20 protein-coding genes are annotated in these 19,984 nt (G+C 71.9%); 11 read left to right on the top strand and 9 right to left on the bottom strand.

Translation table 11 applies throughout. The features are described 5' to 3' along the window. Positions 1-143: 143 nt before the first annotated feature. On the bottom strand, positions 144-830 hold the full coding sequence (locus STRTU_RS25685) for a FadR/GntR family transcriptional regulator (RefSeq protein WP_159746396.1): 687 nt from the start codon (positions 828-830) through the stop codon (positions 144-146). Positions 831-990: 160 nt separating this feature from the next. Between STRTU_RS25685 and STRTU_RS25680 the strand changes: the two genes are divergently transcribed. Together STRTU_RS25680 and STRTU_RS25675 are read left to right on the top strand one after the other, a co-directional pair. Continuing rightward, a complete protein-coding gene (locus STRTU_RS25680; RefSeq protein ID WP_159746395.1) occupies positions 991-1,953 on the top strand; it encodes a dihydrodipicolinate synthase family protein in 963 nt (320 codons plus the stop codon). A 120-nt stretch (positions 1,954-2,073) separates the two neighbouring features. Then, positions 2,074-2,703, top strand: a complete 630-nt coding sequence (locus tag STRTU_RS25675; protein ID WP_159746394.1) for a hypothetical protein — start codon at positions 2,074-2,076, stop codon at positions 2,701-2,703. Positions 2,704-2,777: 74 nt separating this feature from the next. On the opposite strand, the gene STRTU_RS25670 is transcribed toward STRTU_RS25675, so the two are convergent. Then, positions 2,778-3,023, bottom strand: a complete 246-nt coding sequence (locus STRTU_RS25670; protein WP_159746393.1) for a hypothetical protein — start codon at positions 3,021-3,023, stop codon at positions 2,778-2,780. 65 nt (positions 3,024-3,088) lie between these two features. Here STRTU_RS25670 and map point away from each other — a divergent pair, with 65 nt between their 5' ends. Together map and STRTU_RS25660 are read left to right on the top strand one after the other, a co-directional pair. Then, positions 3,089-3,946: a type I methionyl aminopeptidase gene (gene map / locus STRTU_RS25665; RefSeq protein ID WP_006605980.1), complete on the top strand. Its 858-nt coding sequence runs from the start codon at positions 3,089-3,091 to the stop codon at positions 3,944-3,946. A gap of 201 nt (positions 3,947-4,147) precedes the next feature. Further along, positions 4,148-4,837, top strand: coding sequence for a biliverdin-producing heme oxygenase (locus STRTU_RS25660; RefSeq protein WP_159746392.1), 690 nt, complete (start codon positions 4,148-4,150; stop codon positions 4,835-4,837). Between the two features lie 87 nt (positions 4,838-4,924). Here the strand turns inward: STRTU_RS25660 and STRTU_RS25655 are convergent, their stop codons facing one another. Further along, complete coding sequence (locus tag STRTU_RS25655) at positions 4,925-5,590, bottom strand: PhzF family phenazine biosynthesis protein (protein ID WP_159746391.1); 666 nt, start codon at positions 5,588-5,590, stop codon at positions 4,925-4,927. A 327-nt stretch (positions 5,591-5,917) separates the two neighbouring features. Here STRTU_RS25655 and efeO point away from each other — a divergent pair, with 327 nt between their 5' ends. The 4 genes from efeO to STRTU_RS25635 all read left to right on the top strand — a co-directional run bounded on the left by efeO (position 5,918) and on the right by STRTU_RS25635 (position 10,345). Further along, positions 5,918-7,072, top strand: coding sequence for an iron uptake system protein EfeO (efeO, locus tag STRTU_RS25650; RefSeq protein ID WP_159746390.1), 1,155 nt, complete (start codon positions 5,918-5,920; stop codon positions 7,070-7,072). 23 nt (positions 7,073-7,095) lie between these two features. Next, the gene (efeB, locus tag STRTU_RS25645) at positions 7,096-8,424 is read left to right on the top strand and encodes an iron uptake transporter deferrochelatase/peroxidase subunit (RefSeq protein ID WP_159746389.1); all 1,329 of its coding nucleotides are present in this window, start codon (positions 7,096-7,098) and stop codon (positions 8,422-8,424) included. 69 nt (positions 8,425-8,493) lie between these two features. Beyond that, positions 8,494-9,486: an iron uptake transporter permease EfeU gene (gene efeU, locus STRTU_RS25640; protein ID WP_159746388.1), complete on the top strand. Its 993-nt coding sequence runs from the start codon at positions 8,494-8,496 to the stop codon at positions 9,484-9,486. Continuing rightward, the gene (locus STRTU_RS25635; protein WP_472926720.1) at positions 9,383-10,345 is read left to right on the top strand and encodes an SCO2278 family lipoprotein; all 963 of its coding nucleotides are present in this window, start codon (positions 9,383-9,385) and stop codon (positions 10,343-10,345) included. The genes efeU and STRTU_RS25635 overlap by 104 nt, the downstream gene beginning before the upstream one ends. A 129-nt stretch (positions 10,346-10,474) precedes the next feature. Here the strand turns inward: STRTU_RS25635 and STRTU_RS25630 are convergent, their stop codons facing one another. Together STRTU_RS25630 and STRTU_RS25625 are read right to left on the bottom strand one after the other, a co-directional pair. Beyond that, positions 10,475-11,221 (bottom strand): bifunctional DNA primase/polymerase, encoded by a 747-nt coding sequence (locus STRTU_RS25630; protein ID WP_159746386.1) that lies wholly within the window; start codon positions 11,219-11,221, stop codon positions 10,475-10,477. A 162-nt stretch (positions 11,222-11,383) separates the two neighbouring features. Continuing rightward, positions 11,384-11,980, bottom strand: a complete 597-nt coding sequence (locus STRTU_RS25625; RefSeq protein WP_159746385.1) for a TetR/AcrR family transcriptional regulator — start codon at positions 11,978-11,980, stop codon at positions 11,384-11,386. A 120-nt stretch (positions 11,981-12,100) separates the two neighbouring features. On the opposite strand from STRTU_RS25625, the gene STRTU_RS25620 reads away from it, so the two are divergent. Then, positions 12,101-12,304, top strand: coding sequence for a DUF6243 family protein (locus STRTU_RS25620; protein ID WP_159746384.1), 204 nt, complete (start codon positions 12,101-12,103; stop codon positions 12,302-12,304). 79 nt (positions 12,305-12,383) lie between these two features. Here the strand turns inward: STRTU_RS25620 and STRTU_RS25615 are convergent, their stop codons facing one another. The 4 genes from STRTU_RS25615 to STRTU_RS25600 all read right to left on the bottom strand — a co-directional run bounded on the left by STRTU_RS25615 (position 12,384) and on the right by STRTU_RS25600 (position 17,666). Continuing rightward, positions 12,384-13,340, bottom strand: a complete 957-nt coding sequence (locus tag STRTU_RS25615; RefSeq protein ID WP_159746383.1) for a small ribosomal subunit Rsm22 family protein — start codon at positions 13,338-13,340, stop codon at positions 12,384-12,386. 40 nt (positions 13,341-13,380) lie between these two features. Beyond that, complete coding sequence (locus STRTU_RS25610) at positions 13,381-14,436, bottom strand: serine hydrolase domain-containing protein (protein ID WP_174878923.1); 1,056 nt, start codon at positions 14,434-14,436, stop codon at positions 13,381-13,383. A gap of 77 nt (positions 14,437-14,513) precedes the next feature. Further along, on the bottom strand, positions 14,514-15,830 hold the full coding sequence (locus tag STRTU_RS25605) for a multidrug effflux MFS transporter (protein ID WP_159746382.1): 1,317 nt from the start codon (positions 15,828-15,830) through the stop codon (positions 14,514-14,516). A 204-nt stretch (positions 15,831-16,034) separates the two neighbouring features. Continuing rightward, a complete protein-coding gene (locus tag STRTU_RS25600) occupies positions 16,035-17,666 on the bottom strand; it encodes an alkaline phosphatase D family protein (protein ID WP_159746381.1) in 1,632 nt (543 codons plus the stop codon). A gap of 178 nt (positions 17,667-17,844) precedes the next feature. Between STRTU_RS25600 and STRTU_RS25595 the strand changes: the two genes are divergently transcribed. Together STRTU_RS25595 and STRTU_RS25590 are read left to right on the top strand one after the other, a co-directional pair. Beyond that, complete coding sequence (locus STRTU_RS25595; RefSeq protein ID WP_159746380.1) at positions 17,845-18,786, top strand: DUF4429 domain-containing protein; 942 nt, start codon at positions 17,845-17,847, stop codon at positions 18,784-18,786. A 186-nt stretch (positions 18,787-18,972) separates the two neighbouring features. Further along, positions 18,973-19,863 (top strand): SDR family oxidoreductase, encoded by an 891-nt coding sequence (locus STRTU_RS25590; RefSeq protein ID WP_246241463.1) that lies wholly within the window; start codon positions 18,973-18,975, stop codon positions 19,861-19,863. Positions 19,864-19,984: the final 121 nt, after the last annotated feature.

Below are 19,984 nucleotides of genomic sequence, written 5' to 3'. Positions count from 1 at the left end.
GCACCGCCGACACGGGGTGACATCCCGGTGAACGGGGGCGGCGGCGCCCGCAGCGGCACCTCCCCCCCCAACCGCTCGGTCAGCCGGGCTCCCTTACCGCCCTCTCAGCCGGACTCCCCCACCACCCCGTCAGCCTGGCCCCCTCACTGCTCCGTCAGCCGGCGCCGGATGCCGTCGAAGTGCCGGTGCATCGCCTCCACGGCACGGTCCCCGTCACCCGCCTCCAACGCGTCCACGATTTCCTGGTGCTGACGATGCGTCACTATCGGGTCGGGCCGGACATCGGAGAGGTCCTCCCGCACCCGTCGCAGCGCCGCCCAGAACGCGTCCAGCACCTCGCTCAGCAGATGATTGCCCAGCGAGCGGTACAGCGCGAGATGGAAGGCCCGGTCGGTGGCGCTCTGCACCTGCCCGCCGCGCGCCTCCTCCGCCATCCGCTGCACCAGCGCCTTGAGGACGGCGAGATCCTCGGCGGGCAGATCGCGGGCGACGGTGGCGATCAGCCCCGCCTCCAGCGCCTCCCGGACCTCCATCAGCTCGTACAGACTCGACTCGCCCTGCTGGTGCCGGACCGCGGCGCGGAAGGCGACCCCCTCGACGAACGGCTCCAGGGTGAGCGGGCCGACGTAGGTGCCGAAGCCGTGCCGGATCTCCACGATGCGCATGGCCTGCAGCGCCTTGAGCGCCTCGCGCACCGAGTTGCGGCTGACGTCGAGCAGGGCGACCAGCTCGGCCTCGGTGGGCAGCGGATCGCCCGGCGTCAGCCCGCCCTGCAGGATCAGCTGCTTGATCCGGTCCTGCACCTCCTCGGACATCGTCCCTCGCGCCATGGAATCTCCCTCTCCCGCTCCCGCGTCTGCCGTGCCGCCGCGGCCCCTGCGCCACCTGCCCCGCCGTGACCGCGGATCCTTGACCGACCGCCTGTGAACAGGTCTATTGTGCTCGACATAGGACATCCCATGTCCTGTCCGATCGGAGCCCGGAGCCCCCATGGCACTGCCCGCCCCCCTGCACGGCGTCATCCCGCCGGTCTGCACCCCGCTCGACCCGCGCGGCGAGATCGACACCGCCTCCCTGGCGCGCCTGGTGAACCACCTTCTCGACGGCGGTGTGCACGGCCTGTTCGCCCTCGGCTCCACCAGCGAGGTCGCGTACCTCACCGACGCCCAGCGCGGCACCGCCCTGGAGGCCGTCATCAAGGCCGCGGACGGCCGGGTCCCGGTGCTCGCCGGGGTCATCGACACCACCACCCCACGGGTGCTCGACCACGCCCGGACCGCCGCGGCGCTCGGCGCCGACGCCCTGGTGGCCACCGCGCCCTTCTACACCCGCACCCACCCCCGGGAGATCGCCGCCCACTTCCGCCATCTGCGTACGGCCGTGGACCTCCCGCTCTTCGCCTACGACATCCCCGTCGCCGTACACAGCAAGCTGTCCCCGTCGCTCGTACAGGAGCTGGCCGAGGACGGCACCCTCGCCGGGCTCAAGGACAGCAGCGGCGACGAGGGCTCACTGCGCCGCCTGCTCACCGCCCTCGGCGGCCGCACCGCCCGGCGCACCGGCCCCGCCCCCGCCTTCTCCGTCCTCACCGGTTCCGAACTGACCGTGGACGCGGCCTTGTTGGCGGGCGCAGATGGCGTCGTCCCCGGTATCGGCAATGTCGATCCGGCGGCCTACGTACGCCTCTACGACGCCGCCCGCGCCGGCGACTGGGAACAGGCCGCCGCCGAACAGGAACGCCTGGTGGCCCTGTTCTCCCTGGTCGACGTCGGCCCGGAAACGGACATGGGCCGCAGCTCCTCCGCCCTGGGCGCCTTCAAGGCAGCCCTCCACCTCCTCGGCATCATCAATCACCACACCACCGCCTTCCCGCAACGCCCCCTGAGCGAGGCCGCTGTGGCGGAGGTAGGACGTCGGCTGACGGCAGCGGGGCTACTGACGCGCGGCGGCTAGCGCGCGCATGCGACGGGCCCGCCGCCCTCTGCGCCCCCGTGCCCGCCGCCAAGTCCCGTACGGGTGACACCCGTTGAAGTGGCGGTCGCGGCGGGGCCTGCTGGGGCAGGATTCCGGGGCATGGATGCCGTACGGGTCGCGTTGTTGCGTGAGGTGCTCGCGGGGACGGAGTGGGTTCAGGCCACCCGACGGTTCGCGGGGGCGCTGCGTGGTGCCGTCGTGCCGCACGGGGGCGGGCTGCTGCTGGTCGGCAGTGCCGCGTACGAGCCCTGGCATCTGGCCGCGCATCTGGACGACGAGGCCGCCTGGTCGGGGCTGCCGGAGCTGTCGCCGACGCTGGTGCGGCACCGGGTGCCGGGCGGGGCGCCGGCGCATCTGGCGGTGGGGCTCGGCCGGCTGGTGGCGGCCGGGCGGGGGGAGACGCTGCTGGTCGTCGCGCCGGAGGAGCCGGGGGCCGAGCTGCTGGAGCGGGTGCACGACGCCCGCCGGAACGGTGCCACGGTGCTCGCCCTGGACGGCGGTGACCGCGATCTGCACGCCCTGGCCCATGACGCGCTCGCCGCGCCCCCGGCGCCGCCGGAGGAGGGGGCCGAGGTCACACCGGACCTCGACCTGGACACCATCCAGCATCTGGTGAGCGCGGCCGCCGGGGAGAACAGCCTGCCGGCCCCCCGCGGCCGCCGCCGCTTCCGCGACCGCCTGGCCCGCCTCGCCGACGGCCTGACCGCCCCTCCGCCGCCCCGCTGGTAGCCGGTGGCGCGAGCGGTACGGCGCCCTCCGGGCCACGGACCGCGGCGGGGCGTCCGGCCGCCGCCTCCGCCCGGCTAGTCCCCCTCCGCGCCGCCGCCCTTCCCCTTCTCCGCGTTCATGTCATGCCACTTCGGGTCGGTCTCCCACTCCAGGTTCCGCTCGCGGGCGGTCTCCATGGCGTGCGACGCCTCCTCGCGGGTGGCGTACGGGCCGAAGCGGTCGGCGGCGCGGCACTCGGGCCCCTCTTCGACCTTCTGGTGCTTGAGGCAGTAGTACCACTCGCCCGGCTTGCCGACCGTACGCCTCTTGAACAGCGCCATTGCCGCCTCCTGTGGATGTTCCGTGCCACCATCCTGCCCGACGGCCCGCGGATACACTCGCTGACATGTCTGGCCAGTCACTTCTTGCCCCGGGGAAGATCTCCCCCACCCGCCCCGTCCCCGCCTCGATCCCGCGCCCCGAGTACGTCGGGAAGGACGCACCCACCCCCTATACGGGGCCCGAGGTGCAGGATGCCGAAACGATCGAGAAGATGCGGATTGCCGGCCGGATCGCCGCGCAGGCGATGGCGGAAGCCGCCAAGCTGATCGCGCCGGGTGTCACGACCGACGAACTGGACCGGGTCGCCCATGAGTTCATGTGTGATCACGGCGCCTACCCGTCCACGCTCGGCTACCGCGGCTTCCCCAAGTCGCTGTGCTCCTCGCTCAACGAGGTCATCTGCCACGGCATCCCGGACTCCACCGTCCTCAAGGACGGCGACATCGTGAACCTCGACGTCACCGCGTACATCAACGGTGTGCACGGCGACAACAACGCCACCTACCTGTGCGGCGATGTGGACGAGGAGTCCACGCTGCTGGTGGAGCGCACCCGGGAGGCGCTCAACCGCGCGATCAAGGCCGTCAAGCCGGGCCGGCAGATCAACATCATCGGCCGGGTCATCGAGTCGTACGCCAAGCGCTTCGGCTACGGAGTGGTCCGTGACTTCACCGGTCACGGCATCAATTCCTCCTTCCACTCCGGCCTGATCGTTCCGCACTACGACAGCCCGCACCACACCACCGACATCAAGCCCGGTATGACCTTCACGATCGAGCCGATGCTGACGCTGGGGTCCTACGACTACGACATGTGGGACGACGGCTGGACGGTGGTGACCAAGGACCGCAAGCGGACCGCGCAGTTCGAGCACACGCTGGTGGTCACGGACACCGGGGCGGAGATCCTCACGCTGCCCTGACCGGAGCGGGGAATTTTTTACCGACAGCGCGTCGGGAACAGGGGTAGGCTCGTTACCGACAGAACGTCGGTAACGGGTTGACGCGAGCCGCGGGTCAGGTAACCCTAAGTTCAGTGGCTCAGCGGAGCCGGCCTGTTCCCGTCCTCCCCCAAGCTCTCGAATCCGAGCAGGGGGCCCACCCCCGGTCCCCGGAGGTCCGTCTTGGAAGCGTCCAGCCCGACCCCGCCCGCTCCGTCCGCTCCCTCCGCTCCGTTCTCGACGGTGATCCGCACCGCGTCCCACGCGCAGCACACGGAGGCCGAGAACTCCTCCTTCATGAGCGATCTGCTCGGCGGCCGGCTCGGCGTCCGGGCCTACCGGCGCTACACCGAGCAGCTGTGGTTCGTCTACCGCGCGCTGGAGGACGCCTCCGGACCGCTCGCCGATGACCCGGTCGCGGGCCCCTTCCTCCGCCCCGAGCTGGCCCGCACCGCCGCCCTGGAGCGCGACCTCGCCCATCTCGGCGGGCCGTCCTGGCGCACCGGCCTGACACCCCTGCCGGCCACCGCCGCCTACGCGGACCGGGTGGCGGCCTGCGCCCGCGACTGGCCGGGCGGTTTCGTCGCCCACCACTACACCCGCTATCTCGGCGACCTCTCCGGCGGCCAGATCATCCGCGGCACCGCGGAGAAAACCTGGGGCTTCGCCCGCAAGGGCGACGGGGTGCGCTTCTACGTCTTCGAGGACATCGCCAACCCCGCCGCCTTCAAGCGCGAGTACCGCGCACTGCTGGACGCACTGCCCGTGGACGACCTGGAAAAGCAGCGGGTGGTGGAGGAGTGCAAGCGCGCCTTCCGGCTGAACGGCGCGGTCTTCCGGGAGCTGGGCGAGCAGTTCCCGCTGAGCGCGTAGCGGGCGGATGCGGGCGGATGCGGGCGACCTGCGCCAACTGCCGCCGGGCGCCCGTCCGTTGAGGCGGGGCCCGGCCGGGCTCCGGGGTTACGGCGTGGCGCGGCGCACCCGTCCGCCCACGGCGATGGTGCCGTCGGGATACGTACGGGTGAGGATCCGGGAGCCGGTGCCCTGGTGGATGTCGAGCGGGCGCCCCAGCTCCCGGGTCAGCAGCATGGCGGCGGCGCCGGTCGCCTCGTCCTCGGCGACGCCGTCACCCCGGCGCGGGAAACCGCGGGCACGCACCACGCCAGCGGCCTCGTCCTGCCAGGCCCAGGCGTAGAGCCAGCCCTCCCCTGGCGGCGGCGCGGGCAGCGCGTCGACCTCGGCCGCCGAGGCATACCGCCGGGTCGTCCGGGCGGGCACCCACTCCGCGCGCCCGCGCACCCAGGTGATGTCCCCCTCGAAGCCGACCGTCACCTCACCGGCCGCCGGGCGCAGGGTGCGCGGCGGCCGCCCCAGGCTCCGCAGCAGCCAGGCCAGACCCACCAGCGGATGGCCCGCGAACGGGAGCCGGACGCTCGGGGTGTGGATGTCCACGGTGCCGCGGACGGCGTCGTCGAGGAACACGGTTTCGCTGAAGCCGAGTTCGGCGGCGAGCGCGGCGCGGGCGTCGGCGCCGGGCACGGCGGTACCGTCGCGGACCACGCCCAGCGCATTGCCGCCGGCTCCGTCCGGCCCGCAGAACACCCGGAGCACCTCAAGATCGGTCATCCGGATATTGAACAGCGGGAGTGGGAGAGCAGCCCAAGGAGGCAGGGCAGGAACCGGGCAGCGGAGGGCCGGAATGAGGGCCGGAATTCCGCCGGTCAGGGACCGCCCCGAGCCCGGACCCTTACCTTGACCGGCGCATGGCGGATCCGTAACCGGGCACGGGCCAATCCGTAATCGGGTCGTTGTGCGTGAGAGCGGGATCACTCGACAGGCCGGGCAGAAACAGGTAAGCCTCGGTTAAGTTAGGGCCGCCTTAGTGGCGACCCCGGCCACTGTCTATCGTTCCGTACGCCGTTTCCGTACATCCGAGCCCGCTTGGAGCCCTGTATGCGTGCCCTTCGTCCCGCCGCCGTTGCCGCCATCGCCGCGGCCACGGCCGTCACCGCCGTCTCCGGCTGCGCCGCGAAGAACGACGGCAAAGGGAGCGGCGACAAGGGCACGGTCGAGGTGACCGCGACCGACACCAGCTGTGAGCTGTCCGCCAAGGAGTTCCCCGCCGGACATGTCCGGTTCGCGGTGCAGAACAAGGGCTCCAAGGTCACCGAGGTGTATGTCTACGCACCCGGCGACCGGATCGTGACCGAGCGGGAGAACATCGGTCCCGGCACCCGTGCGGAGATCACCGCCGAGGTCAAGGCCGGTTCGTACGAGATCGCCTGCAAGCCGGGCATGAAGGGCGACGGCATCCGCCAGAAGGTGACCGCCAGCGGCAAGGGCGCGGGCGCCAAGCGCGACCCGAAGCTGGACGCCGCGGTCGCCGCGTACCGCAAGTACGTCCAGGAGCAGGCCGACCAGACCCTCCCGGCGGCGCAGAAGTTCGCCGACGCGGTCAAGGACGGCGATGTCGCGACTGCCAAGAAGACCTACGCGCTCTCGCGGGTCGGCTGGGAGCGCACCGAGCCGGTCGCCGAGTCGTTCGGTGATATCGACCCCAAGGTCGATGTGCGCGCCGACGGCCTGGAGAAGGGCCAGAAGTGGACCGGCTGGCACAAGCTGGAGAAGTCCCTGTGGGAGGAGAAGAAGATCTCCGGGGACGACAAGAAGCTGTCCGATCAGCTCATCACCGACCTGAAGGACTGGCAGAAGCGGGTCGGCAAGGCCGAGATCACCCCGACCAGCATGGCCAACGGCGCCAAGGAGCTGCTGGACGAGGTCGCCACCGGCAAGGTCACCGGTGAGGAAGAGCGCTACAGCCACACCGACCTGCTCGACTTCCACGCCAATGTCGAGGGTGCCGAGAAGGCCTATGCGCTGCTGAAGCCGGTCGTCGCCAAGAACGACGCGGCGCTCGCCAAGGAGCTGGACAAGCAGTTCAAGGTGATCGGCGAGCTGCTCGACGAGCACCGTGACAGCGGCTCCGCGGATGGCTTCGCCGCGTACGACACGGTCAGCAAGAGCGAGCGCAAGAAGCTCTCCGACGGGGTCAACGCGCTGGCCGAGCCGCTGTCCAAGCTGGCCGCCGCCGTGGCCACCGCCAAGTAGTCCGCCGCCGGCAAGGGGAGACGATGACGCACGACGACGACACGTCCACCGAGAACACCGCCACCGAGAGCGGCGAGGACACGCAGACCACCGAAGGGCGCGCGCCGTCCCGGCGTTCGCTGCTGGGATGGGGCGGCGCGGGGCTGGCGATCGGTGCGGTCGCGGCCGGCGGTACGGCGGCGGCGCTGCGCACCGCCGGCGACACCCAGCCGGCCGGCTCGGACGCGACCGCGGGCTCCGCGATCGCCTTCCACGGCCGGCACCAGGCCGGGATCGCCAGCGCCGTCCAGGACCGGCTGCACTTCGCCGCGTTCGATGTCACCACCGACGACCGCGATGAGCTGATCGCGCTGCTCAAGGAGTGGACGAAGGCGGCGGCGCGGATGACGGCCGGGGACGCGGTCGGTGACGGTGCGGTCGGCGGGCTGGCGGAGGCGCCGCCGGACGACACCGGCGAGGCGCTCGGGCTGCCGCCGTCACGGCTCACCCTGACCTTCGGCATCGGCCCCACGCTGTTCGAGAAGGACGGCAAGGACCGGTTCGGCATCAAGGCGCGGCGCCCGGAGGCGCTGATCGAACTGCCGCAGTTCCCCGGCGACAACCTCGACAAGGCGCGCAGCGGCGGCGATCTGTGCGTCCAGGCATGTGCGGACGACCCGCAGGTGGCGGTGCACGCGATCCGCAATCTGGCGCGTATCGGCTTCGGCAAGGTCGCGATCCGCTGGTCCCAGCTGGGCTTCGGCAAGACGTCGTCGACGACACCGGACGCGCAGACCCCGCGCAACATGTTCGGCTTCAAGGACGGCACCCACAATCTCGCGGGCACCGACACCGCCGCGCTGGACAAGCATGTGTGGGTCGCGGACGGCGACGCGAAGGGCAAGGAGAGCTGGATGGCCGGCGGCTCCTACCTCGTCGCCCGCCGGATCCGGATGCATATCGAGACCTGGGACCGCACCTCGCTCCAGGAGCAGGAGGACATCTTCGGCCGGAACAAGGGCGAGGGCGCACCGGTCGGCAAGAAGAACGAGCGGGACACCCCGCATCTGAAGTCGATGCTGCCGACCGCGCATGTCCGCCTGGCGCATCCGGACTCCAACGGCGGGGTGCGGATCCTGCGCCGCGGCTACTCCTTCACCGACGGGACGGACGGGCTGGGCCGGCTGGACGCGGGGCTGTTCTTCCTCGCCTACCAGCGGGACGTACGCCAGGGCTTCGTCCCGCTGCAGAAGCGGCTGGCGGCGAACGACGCACTCAACGAGTACATCCAGCACGTGGGTTCCGCGCTCTTCGCGGTACCGCCGGGCGTCCGGAACGCGGACGACTGGTGGGGCCGGGCACTGTTCGCCTGACCCCGCCGTACCACCGCCGACGCGGCGAAGACCCGTCGTCGACTCCATGAAGGAAGGGAAGGAACCGACGTGTTCGGCAACTACCTGATCGGTCTGCGCGAGGGCCTGGAAGCCAGCCTCGTCGTCTGCATTCTCATCGCCTACCTGGTCAAGACCGGGAGGCGGGAGGCGCTGCGCCCGGTCTGGCTCGGTATCGCGCTCGCCGTGGTGCTGTCGTTCGCGTTCGGTGCGGCGCTCCAGTTCGGTTCGCAGACGCTGACCTTCGAGGCCCAGGAAGCGCTGGGCGGTTCACTGTCGGTCATCGCGGTGGGCCTGGTGACGTGGATGGTCTTCTGGATGCGGCGCACCGCGCGGCATCTGAAGCGGGAGCTGCACGGCAAGCTGGACGCGGCGCTCCAGATGGGCACCGTGGCGCTGGTGGTGACCGCGTTCCTGTCGGTGGGCCGCGAGGGCCTGGAGACCGCGCTGTTCATCTGGACGGCGGCGCAGTCCGCGAACGACGGCGTACGGCCGCTGGTCGGGGCGCTGCTGGGGCTGCTGACGGCGGTGCTGCTGGGCTGGCTGTTCTACCGCGGTGCGGTGCGGATCAACCTGGCGAAGTTCTTCACCTGGACCGGCGGCATGCTGGTGGTGGTCGCGGCGGGCGTGCTGGCGTACGGCTTCCACGATCTGCAGGAGGCGGACATCCTGCCGGGGCTGGCCACCCGGGCGTTCGACATCAGCGCGCAGATCCCGGCCGACAGCTGGTACGGGACGCTGCTGAAGGGCGTCTTCAACTTCCAGCCGGACCCGACGGTCCTTCAGGTCACGGTGTGGGCTCTGTATCTCCTCCCCACGCTCGCCCTCTTCCTGGCCCCCGGTAGGGTTGCGCCGAATCGTGCCACCCCGGCGGCCGCCCAGTCCGCCCCGGTCGCCCCGAAGGAGCCCGAGCCCCATGACACGCAGGTCGCCGTTCCGGGTGCCCGCAACACTGACGTCGGCAGCGGCGGCGCTGGTGATACTGAGCGGGTGCATGACGGTGCACGGCGAGAGGGAGATGCTGCCGGCGGTGTCGAAGGCTGAGGGCACCAAGGCCCTCTCCCGCTTCACCGACAGCTTCAACCGGGCCTACCGGCAGCTGGACCCGAAGCTGAACCCCGCCTTCGAGGGGGGCGCGCTGCTCGCGATCGACCAGGCCGGGATAAAGGCGGCACACGCCCTCCGGCCGCAGGGCAATCCGGGCTTTCGCGCACTGGAGTTCCAGGAGCCGCACGTCACCGTCCCCAAGCAGGCGGGCTGGCCGAAGTACTTCATCGCCGACGCGATGAGCAACCGCAAGGACGCCAAGGGCCATCCCACCCGCTGGTTCCTGGTGTTCAGCCGCAATGACCTCGCGGAGAAGTGGCGCGCGGTGTACTTCGCGCAGTTCCCGGGCAACAAGGCGCCGGAGCTGAAGACGAAGGACGGCTACGCCGAGGCGGTGCCGATGGGCTCCGGGTCCGGTCTGACGGTGGCCCCCGGCAAGCTGAGCCGGGCCTACGCGGACTATCTCAACACCGGTAAGGGCAGCGTGTTCGCGCCCGGTCCGCAGACCGACGGCTGGCGGGCCCGGCGCGTCACGGACGGCCGTCAGGTCGGTTCGCGCATCCAGTGGCAGGACTCCCCCTCGGAGCATCCGCCGGTGGCGCTGCGGACCACGGACGGCGGCGCCCTGGTGTTCTTCTCGACCGTCTACCACCAGCAGCAGACGATGTTCGCCGGGGCGACGATCCGGGTGCCGGCGGGGCTCCGGGGCCTGATGGTGGGGCCGGAGAAGAAGACCAACCGGATGACGTTCACCACCGTCTCCTCCCAGGCGGTCACGGTGCCGGCCAAGGGCTCCGGCGAGAAGGTCGTCATCCTGAACCGGCGGGAGGGCAAGACGTCGGTGGAGGCGCAGTAAGGGCGCTCCGGCCGGATGCGGACAGGGAGAAGGGCCGTCGGGGTGAGGTGATCCCGGCGGCCCTTCTTCGTACGGTTCGTCCCGCGCTTCTTCGTGCGTACGGGCTGAGCGGGCGGGGCGCGGGCCCGGTCAGCGGCCGATCGGCCAGGCGTGTGCCTCGTGGTGGTGCGGCTCGCGGTCGTTGAACTCCGCGCAGGCGTCGGTGAGCGACGCCAGCAGCGTCAGCGGGTCGGGCAGCGGCAGTTCGGGGCCGCGCAGCCAGGTCACCGCGGGCTGGTCGCCGGGCAGCGTCGAGGGCGGCAGCAGCACATAGCTGCCGCGGCAGTGCCAGCGCAGCCCCGGATGCTCATCCATGGTCTCGGGGTGGCAGTCCAGCTCGCAGGGCCACCACTCGTCCTCGTCGTCCGGGGTGCCGCGGGTGGCGGTGAAGAAGAGCATCCGGCCGTCGCCGAAACCGGCGCCGCTGAGGGTGATCGGTCCGACGTCGATGCCCGCCGCGTCCAGCCGTCCCAGGGCGCTGCGGCCCGCCTCGACGGGGACGTCCAGTACGTCGTGGGTGATGCCGGTGGCGGTGATGAAGTTGGCCTGCGGGAGGGTGCGGACCCAGGCGGCGACCTTGTCGCGGTCGGTGCTGGCGACGGTCTGCCAGCCGAAGGAGACGGGGTGGCGGCCGGGGGTGGGACAGCCGATGCGTTCACAGGAACAGCCGTAGCCGGAGGGGTGCGCCGCCGGGGCCACCGGGAAACCCGCGTCGGCCGCCGCCAGCAGCAGGTCCTCGCGGCCGCGCGCGGCCGCTGATCCCGTGTCCGTATCGCCGCCGTCCGATCCGCTCTTCGGCCGGCGAAGCCACTGGGAGAACCTGCTCTTGCGTTCCATCTATCCCCTCACTTCGAGCGGTGGTCTGGGATCAATGCTGCCACCATCCTGCTCCTCGGGTGACCGGTGTGCGGATCCGGGGTGAACGAACGAAGGATGAATACCGGCAATTCGGGGCATCGGCGGCACGACGGCGCCGCCGGAGCCCGGTCACCCGTCCGCTCAGCCGCGCGGCTGCACTCCCCGCAGGAACTGGTCGACGAGGGTGTCGACGAAGTCGTAGGTCAATTCGCCAGTGCGCATCAGCCAGCGCTGTGAGAAGGGACTCAGCAGCATCTCGACGGCGATCCGCACATCGATGTCGTCGGCCACCTCGCCCGCCTCCTGCGCCGCCCGCAGCCGCTCGACGTAGACCCGGATGCCGGGTTCCATCAGCCGCGCGACGAAGGTACGGGAGAGCTCCTCGTCGTTGGCGCCGGCGGCCGCGAGGGCGCGATAGGGGGCCTGGAACGCCGGGTCGTTGAATTCGTCGGTGGTCGCATGCAGCACGAACTTCAGGTCCGCGGCCAGATCGCCGGTGTCCGGCAGGCCCGCGGAGTAGTCCTCGACGCCCTCGGTGAAGGCGTCCAGCAGCACGGCCGCCTTGGAGGGCCACCAGCGGTAGATCGTCTGCTTGCCGACCCCGGCCCGGGAGGCGATGCCTTCGATCGTGAGTTTGTCGTAGCCGACCTCGCCGACGAGCGCGAGGGCGGCATCGAAGATCGCGCGGCGGGAGCGTTCGCTGCGGCGGGAGGAGTCGGGGGGTGAAGTCTTCGCCATGGCGCGGAGTCTAACGCGGAGGAGGCGAGACGTATCGTCTTGACGAGACGGCACGTCTCGCGCATAGTGGACGTCGAGCGAGACGACTCGTCTCGCCATCACCCAGGAAAGGGGACTCCCATGAGCAAGGGAAATGCGGGCGGCATGCTCGGAGGTGGGGGTCCCCCCGCGCCGTTCAGGCGTGGGGGAGGGACCCGGAACAAGCTCTCGCGGGGCGCGCTGCGCGGCGGCAAGGGCACCGGCCACGGCGGCCAGGAACGCGCTGAGCGCGCCCGGCGCGATGAGCTGTTGCGCAAGTTCCAGGAGCGGTCCCGGAAGGAGTGACCGGGCCCGGCCGGGGGGTGAGCCGCGGCCCGACGGGAGTGCGCCATGGCCCGGCGGGGCCCACGGCCCGACGGGGGAATCAGCCGTGGGGCCAGTCGTCGCCCCAGGAGGCGTCGCGGGCCTCGCGGTAGGCGGCGCCGTGCCGCTTGGTCACCGTCGTGCGCTGGAGGCCGTCCGCTGTCGTGCAGAGGTCCAGGAGGACCTGGCCTTTGCGGAGTTGGGGTTTGCGGATGATGCGGGCGGGGGCCGGGGTGGCGTCGGGGGTGGTGGCCGCGACGTAGCTGAACTTTTCGTCCTCGTACGGGAGGGAGCCGCCCTTGACCTGACGGTGGAGGGAGGAGCGGTTGACCCGGGCCGCGAAGTGGCACCAGTCTTCCCCGGGGACGATCGGACAGGTGTCGCTGTGCGGGCAGGGGGCGACGATGCGCAGACCGGCCTCGATGAGCTGGGTGCGGGCCTCGCGGATGCGGAGGTAGCCGTCGGGGGTGCCGGGTTCGATCAGGACGACGGCGCGGGCCGTGGTGGCTGCGGCGACGACGGCGCGGCGGTCCTCGGGGCGGAGTTCGCCCAGGACGTAGGAGACGGTGACGAGGTCCGTACCGGCGGGGACGGTCAGGCCCTCGCCGATGGTCTGCCGTTGCCAGCTGGTGTCGGGGAGGGTCTTGGCGGCCAGTTCCCGGCCGAGGTCCAGGGCGGGCTGGGCCCAGTCCAGGACGGTGCTGTGCGGGCCTTCCCAGGTGGCTGCGGTGGCCCAGGTGGCGGCGCCGGTGCCGCCGCCGATGTCCACATGGCTGGCCGGGGACCAGTCCGGGACCCGGGCGGCGAACGCGGTCAGCGCGGCCCGTACGGCTTCGAAGGTGGCCGGCATGCGGTAGGCGGCGTACGCGGCCACATCCGCGCGGTCGCGCAGGACCGGGGCGTCGGTGGGGGTGCGGCCCCGGTAGTTGGCGATCAGACGGTCGACTGCCTGCGCGGCCTGTTTGGGCGGCAGGCCGTCGAGCAGGCCCGCCAGCGCGGCGCGCAGTTCCTCGTGCATGGGGGAAATTCTACGGGCCCCTGTGGCGTGCCCTGCCTGGTCAGGTGGCGCGGGCCACGGCACGGGCCAGCCGGGTGGCGGCCGCGGCGCGCGGCGCGCTGCCGCCGGTGCGGCGGCGGGGGTGGACGGTGTTGGCGAGCAGGACGAGGAACGTGTCGGTGGCGCGGTCCAGGACCAGGCTGGTGCCGGTGAAGCCGGTGTGCCCGGCCGCGCCCCGGCCCGCCAACTCGCCCATGAAATACGGCTGGTCGACGCCGAAGCCGAGGCCGGGCGGGTCGAGGAGGGCGGCGACGGTGTCCGGGCCGAGGATCCGGGCCGTGCCGTAGACGCCGCCGTTGAGCAGCGTGCGGCACAGCACGGCCAGGTCCTGGGCGGTGGAGAAGAGTCCGGCGTGGCCGGCGACGCCGCCCAGCGCCCAGGCGTTCTCGTCGTGCACCTCGCCGCGGAGCAGCCCGCGGTCCGCCTTGGCCCAGGGCCGCCGCTGGTCCTCGGTGGCCGCGACGCCGTGCGGTGCCAGCGGCCCGTACGAGGTGCTGGACATGCCCAGCGGGCCGGTGATGCCGTCGCGGATCAGGGCGTCGAGCCGGTGCCCGGTGCGCTGCTCCAGGATCAGCTGAAGGGCGATGAGGTTGAGGTCGGAGTAGCGGTGGACGGGGCTCGGGCCGCCGCTGGGGGCCGCCGCCTCCCGCCACAGCAGCGCGAGTTGGGCGGCGCGGTCCCGGTGGTCGTAGAAGGGGAGCTCGGGGGCGAGCCCCGAGGTGTGGGTGAGCAGCTGCCGGACGGTGATGCCGGGGGCGAAGGCGGGGAGGTCGGCCCGGACCTCGTCGCCGAGGTTCAGCCGGCCCCGTTCGACCTGCTGGAGCGCGGCGACGGCGGTGAAGAGCTTGCTGAGCGAGGCGAGGTCGAAGACGGTGCCGACCCGCATCGGCTCCCACAGGTCGCGGGGCAGATCGAGTCCGCGGTCCCGCTCGGGGTCGTAGGCCCGGTAGCGCAGCGCCCAGCCGGCGGCGGCCTCGACGGCGACGACCGGGCCCCGGCCCGCCAGCACGACGACGCCGGGGGCCCAGGGCGGCCGGCCCTCGGGCAGCGCCCGCACCCCGCGGACCAGCCGTTCGGTCCAGCCCGGGTCCAGCCCCGCGCAGGCCGGTGTGCCGTAGGTCAGTGCCGTCGCGTTCAGAGCCTGGTCCTCTCGCCCGCCGTGCTCCCGTTGCTCTCCCCCCTACGCTGCCACGGGCGGCACAGTCCCAGAAAGCTGACGAGCGCCAAGACGGCGCAGGAGAGCTGTACGAGCGCCATGGGCACGGCGGTCCGCTCGCCCGCGATACCCACCAGCGGGGAGGCCACCGAGCCGAGCAGGAAGGTGGAGGTGCCCAGCAGCGCGGAGGCGGAGCCGGCCGCGTGCCGGGTGCGCAGCAGCGCCAGAGTGTTGGTGCTCGGCATGACCAGGCCCATCGAGGACATCAGGACGAAGAGACCGGCGGCCGTCGGGACCAGACCGACCGGGCCGAAGACGCCGGCGGACATCAGGAGCAGGGCGGTCGCGGCGAGGGCGATCAGCGTCAGGCCGGTGCCGAGCACCTTGTCCAGGCTGACCCGGCCCACCAGGATCTTGCCGTTGATCTGGCCGACGGCCACCAGGCCGACGGAGTTGATGCCGAAGAGCAGGCTGAAGATCTGCGGGGAGGCGCCGTAGATCTCCTGGATCACGAACGGCGAGGCGGAGATATAGGCGAAGAGGGCGGCGAAGGCGAAGGCGCCGACGAGGAGGTAGCCGGAGAAGGCCCGGTCGGCGAGCAGATCGCGCATGGTGCGCAGGGTCTGGCCGAGGCCGCCGGAGTGCCGGCGCGCGGGCGGCAGGGTCTCATGGAGTTTGCGCCACACCAGGAGGGTGAGCGCGACCCCGACGGCGGTGAGGACGACGAAGACCCCGCGCCAGTCGGTGAACCGGAGGATCTGGGCGCCAATGAGCGGAGCGACGACCGGCGCCACCCCGGAGATCAGCAGCAAGGTGGAGAAGAACCGGGCCATCGCCACGCCGTCGTACAGATCGCGGACCATCGCCCGTGCGATGACGATGCCGGCCGCGCCCGCCAGACCCTGCAACAGGCGGAAGGCGATGAGGAGTTCGACGTTGGTGGCGACCGCGCACAGGGCGGTGGCCAGGATGTAGACCACCATCCCGGCCAGCAGCGGGCGGCGGCGGCCCCACTTGTCGCTCATCGGGCCGACGATCATCTGCCCCAGCGCCATGCCCGCCAGGCAGGTGGTGAGGGTGAGCTGGACGGTGGCGGCCGGGCTGTGCAGGGCGGCGGTGACCTGCGGCAGGGCCGGGAGGTACATGTCCATGGAGAGCGGCGGGACCGCCGTGAGGCCGCCGAGGACGAGGGTGACGAGGAGGCTGGTACGGCGGGACGCGGCCGGTGCTGCTGCCGCGCCCCGCTCGGCTATGGGGGGAAGATCCTGGGTCTCGGCCGTGCCGGGCTCCGTCATACATGGCTCCATGGGTGATAGATGGCTGCACCATGGTGTCACGCAGCGGACGGCTTCCGACCGGTTTCGGACCGGTCACTTGGGACTAGGACCGCCGTGCGCCGGACCTGGGACGGGCGTCCTGGATCAGCCCCCAGGACGCCCTGGATCAGACCGGCTTCAGACCGGCTTCAGACCGGCTTCCGGCCATGCCTCAGACCGGCGTCAGGCCGGCTTCAGGCCCGGATCGCCCGCTTCGGAGACGAACGAGGCGGCGGTGCGCACCGCCGCCCCGGGGGTGGTGACGGCGGACACCGTGCGGTAGTCGGCGCGGGCGGTGTCCTGGTCCAGGGTGACGGTCACATAGCCGCGCCGGCCGTTGTAAAACTTCATGTGCGGGTTGGCCGCCAGGTAGGTGTCCCAGTTGGCGGGCTTGTCCGCGCCGTCCTTGCCGCTGGCGATCGAGGTGGTGACGAACTCCACCCCGGCGGTGCGCGAGCCGGGGTCCTTGAAGTCCTTCTTGATGTCGAAGGCGTAGTGGACGTGCACATCGCCCGTGAGGACGACGAGGTTCTCCACACCCGCCGACTCGGCACCCGCCAGCACCCGGTCCCGGGAGGCCGCGTAGCCGTCCCAGGCGTCCATGCTCAGCTGGTAGCCGGGGCCGGTGGCGTTGCGCCGCTCGGAGAAGGTGACCTGCTGCGGCAGCACGTTCCAGCGGGCGGCGGACTGCCGCCAGCCGTCGATCAGCCAGCGCTCCTGGGCGGCGCCGGTCAGGGTGCGCGCGGGGTCCAGGGACTCGGGGCCCGGGGCGTGCCAGCCGTCGCCGTATGCCTGGTCGGAGCGGTACTGGCGGGTGTCGAGGATGTCGAACTGGGCGAGCTGCCCGTACTGGAGGCGGCGGTAGAGCCGGGCGTCGGCGCCCTGGGGCCGCTGCGGGCGGCGCAGCGGCTGGTTCTCCCAGTACGCGCGGTAGGCGGCGGCCCGGCGGACGAGGAACTCGGCGGGCGGGAGATTGTCCTCGCTGATGTCGGAGGCGTAGTTGTTCTCCACCTCGTGGTCATCCCAGGTGACGATGAAGGGGTGCGCGGCGTGCGCGGCCTGGAGGTCCGGGTCGGACTTGTAGAGGGCGTAGCGCAGCCGGTAGTCGTCCAGCGTGACCGTCTCGCGGTTGAAGACGGCGGGCAGCGTGCGGTCGGTGTAGTTGCGGGCGCCGCCGTTCGCGCCCACCGGATACTCGTAGAGGTAGTCCCCCAGGTGGAAGACGACGTCGACGTCCTCCTCGGCCAGGTGCCGATGGGCCGTGAAGTAGCCGTCGTGGTAGGCCTGGCAGGAGACGGCGGCGAGCTTCAGCTCGGAGATCCGGGCGCTCCGGGCGGGGGCGGTACGGGTGCGGCCGACCGGGCTGATCCAACTGCCGGCGCGGAAGCGGTAGTAGTAGACGCGGTCGGGCGCGAGACCGGTGGGCTCGATGTGCACGGAGTGGTTGAACTCCGGGTGGGCGTCGGCGCGGCCCCGGCCGGCCAGCCGCTTGAAGTGCTCGTCGTACGCGACTTCCCAGCGCACCGTGACCCGGGCGTCCGGCATGCCGTTGCCGGGCTCGTACGGACGCGGGGCCAGCCGGGTCCACAGCACGACGGAGCCGGGCTGCGGGTCACCGGAGGCGACGCCCAGCGTGAAGGGGTTCTCGGTGATCTTCCGCGCATCGGCCTCGGCGGCGTGTGCGGCGCCCGCGCCCGGCAGGTTGGTCGCGAAGGCGAGCGCGGCGGCGGCCCCGGTGGCGGTGAGGAAACGGCGGCGGCCGAAGTGTGCGGCCGCGGCGCGGATCTCCTGTTCGTGCGGTGCGTGGTGAGTCATCTGGCCCTCCCCTGAAGGCGGTTGTCACAGAGCCCGTAGGGGATCCATTCGAGAGCCACGGGACGGCGCAGCGCTGACCCGCGCACGACACATACATGACCGCTGGATGAGGACTGGGCCCGCACCGGACTCGGTCGGACAATCACGGCACCGGCCGTGCCTCCGTAGGATTCGGGGCATGGCTGAACTGATGGTGCGCGACGGCACCTGGACCTTCGACGGCGACGCCGTGCGCATCGTGCCGGGGCGCGAGCGCGGGGTGCACAAACTCCGCCAGGATCTCGGTGAGTTCACGGTGCCGCTGGCCGCGCTGGCCGGTATCGCGCACGAACCGGGCCGGAAGGGTGGCCGGCTGCGACTGCGCCTGAGGACGGGCGCGGATCCGCTGCTCCAGGTCACCGGCGGCAGCCTGCCGGACGAGGCGAACCCGTACCGGCTGACCGTGGACGCCGGCCGGGTCGAGGTCGCCGAGTACTTCGTGGACGCCGTACGGCAGGCCCTGATGCTGGAACAGATACCGGACGGGCCCGCCGACCGGTATCTGCTGCCCGGTCCGTCCGTGCCGCTCTCGGCCGCCGGGGTGGACGGCATCGCCACCTTCGACGGCGAAAAGGTCACCATCGAATGGCGCTGGAACACCAGCGAAACCAAGCGGGACTGGGGCCCCAGAAACTTCGCCCTCAGCGCCCTCGAAGCAGTGGAGTGGCGAGCCGCCGCTGGTCTGGAGTCCGGCTACCTCCGCTTCCGGACACGCGGCACGACGGAGCGGCTCAAGCCGGAGCACGACCCCAACTCCATCGAACTATGGGGCTTCAAGAAGGAAAGCGGCACCACGGCACTGCTCGCGGCAGCGGTCGCGGCACGCCTGCCCCATCCGTCGGACGGCGCGGGGAAGTCCCTGCCGACGACGCCCCCGCCGGCCGCCCTCCTCGCCCCGCCCACTCCCGACCCCGCGCCTGCCCCTGCCCCTGCCCCTGCCCCTGCCCCTGCCGACGACCATGACGCCCTCCTCCGCCGTCTGCGCGAACTCGGCGAACTGCACCGCGACGGCATCCTCACCGAGGACGAGTTCACCGCCACCAAGGCAGCGGTCCTGCGGCGCTTCCATACTGGCGGTTGAGTTGGGGGACGGCGGTGGCCCGTTCGCGTGAGGAGCACACCACCCCCACCAAGCCCGCCGTCCCACGCGGCCTCCACAACGGCGGCTGAACCACGCCGGCCGTGCCCCGTTCACCGCCCGTACGCCGTTTACGCTGCCGCCATGGCAGAGAACTCACAGTCGGCACGAGCCGCGCGGACGACGCCGATGGCACGGGCCGGGCAGGTGGGCGGTACCGCGACCGCGCCCCGGCCCACCCTGCCCGCACCGTCCTCGCGGGGCGGGCACAGCACCCGGACGGCAGCGGCCCCACAGGAGGCGCGGCAGGACGGCGCGGCACCCCGGCAGGTGGCCGTGGTCACCGGCGCCGGCTCCGGCATCGGACGGGCGGTCGCCCTCGCGCTGAGCGCCGCCGGCTGGACGGTGGTGCTGGCCGGGCGGCGCGCCGAGGCGCTGGCGGAGACCTCCCGGCTGGCGGGCCCGGCGGGCCCCGACGCCCCCGCGATCACGACGGTGCCGACCGATGTCACCCGCCCCGAACAGGTCGACGCCCTGTTCGCCGCCGTCCACGAGCGGTTCGGCCAACTCGATCTGCTCTTCAACAACGCGGGCACCTTCGGCCGTGCCGTGCCACTGGAGGAACTGGCCTACGACGACTGGCGCACGGTCGTCGACGTCAACCTCACCGGCTCCTTCCTCTGCGCCCAGGCCGCGTTCCGCACCATGAAGGCCCAGGAACCCCAGGGCGGACGGATCATCAACAACGGCTCGATCTCCGCCCACACCCCGCGCCCGCACTCCATCGCCTACACCGCCACCAAGCACGCCATCACCGGCCTGACCAAGTCACTCTCCCTGGACGGCCGTCCGTACCACATCGCCTGCGGCCAGATCGACATCGGCAACGCGGCCACCGAAATGACCGGCCCCATGCAAACCGGCACCCTCCAGGCCAACGGCCAGACAGCGATCGAGCCCGTCATGGACGCAACGGATGTCGCCCGCACGGTCGTCCACATGGCAGCACTGCCCCTGACGGCCAACGTGCAGTTCGCGACGGTAATGGCGACCAACATGCCGTACATCGGACGGGGTTGACGCGCAGCCGACTCCCCGATTGCCGCACATCCCTTGGCCGAACGAGAGGGGACCGGGCCCCGCACCGGCACCGGCACCGGCACGGGCACCGGCACCCGGGACGCCCCACCCTGCTCCTCCT

Origin of the sequence: Streptomyces tubercidicus (assembly GCF_027497495.1) — a bacterium.
GTDB lineage: Bacteria > Actinomycetota > Actinomycetes > Streptomycetales > Streptomycetaceae > Streptomyces > Streptomyces tubercidicus.
The sequence above is the reverse complement of the archived record's forward strand: the minus strand, read 5'-3'. Positions and strand labels throughout refer to the sequence as shown.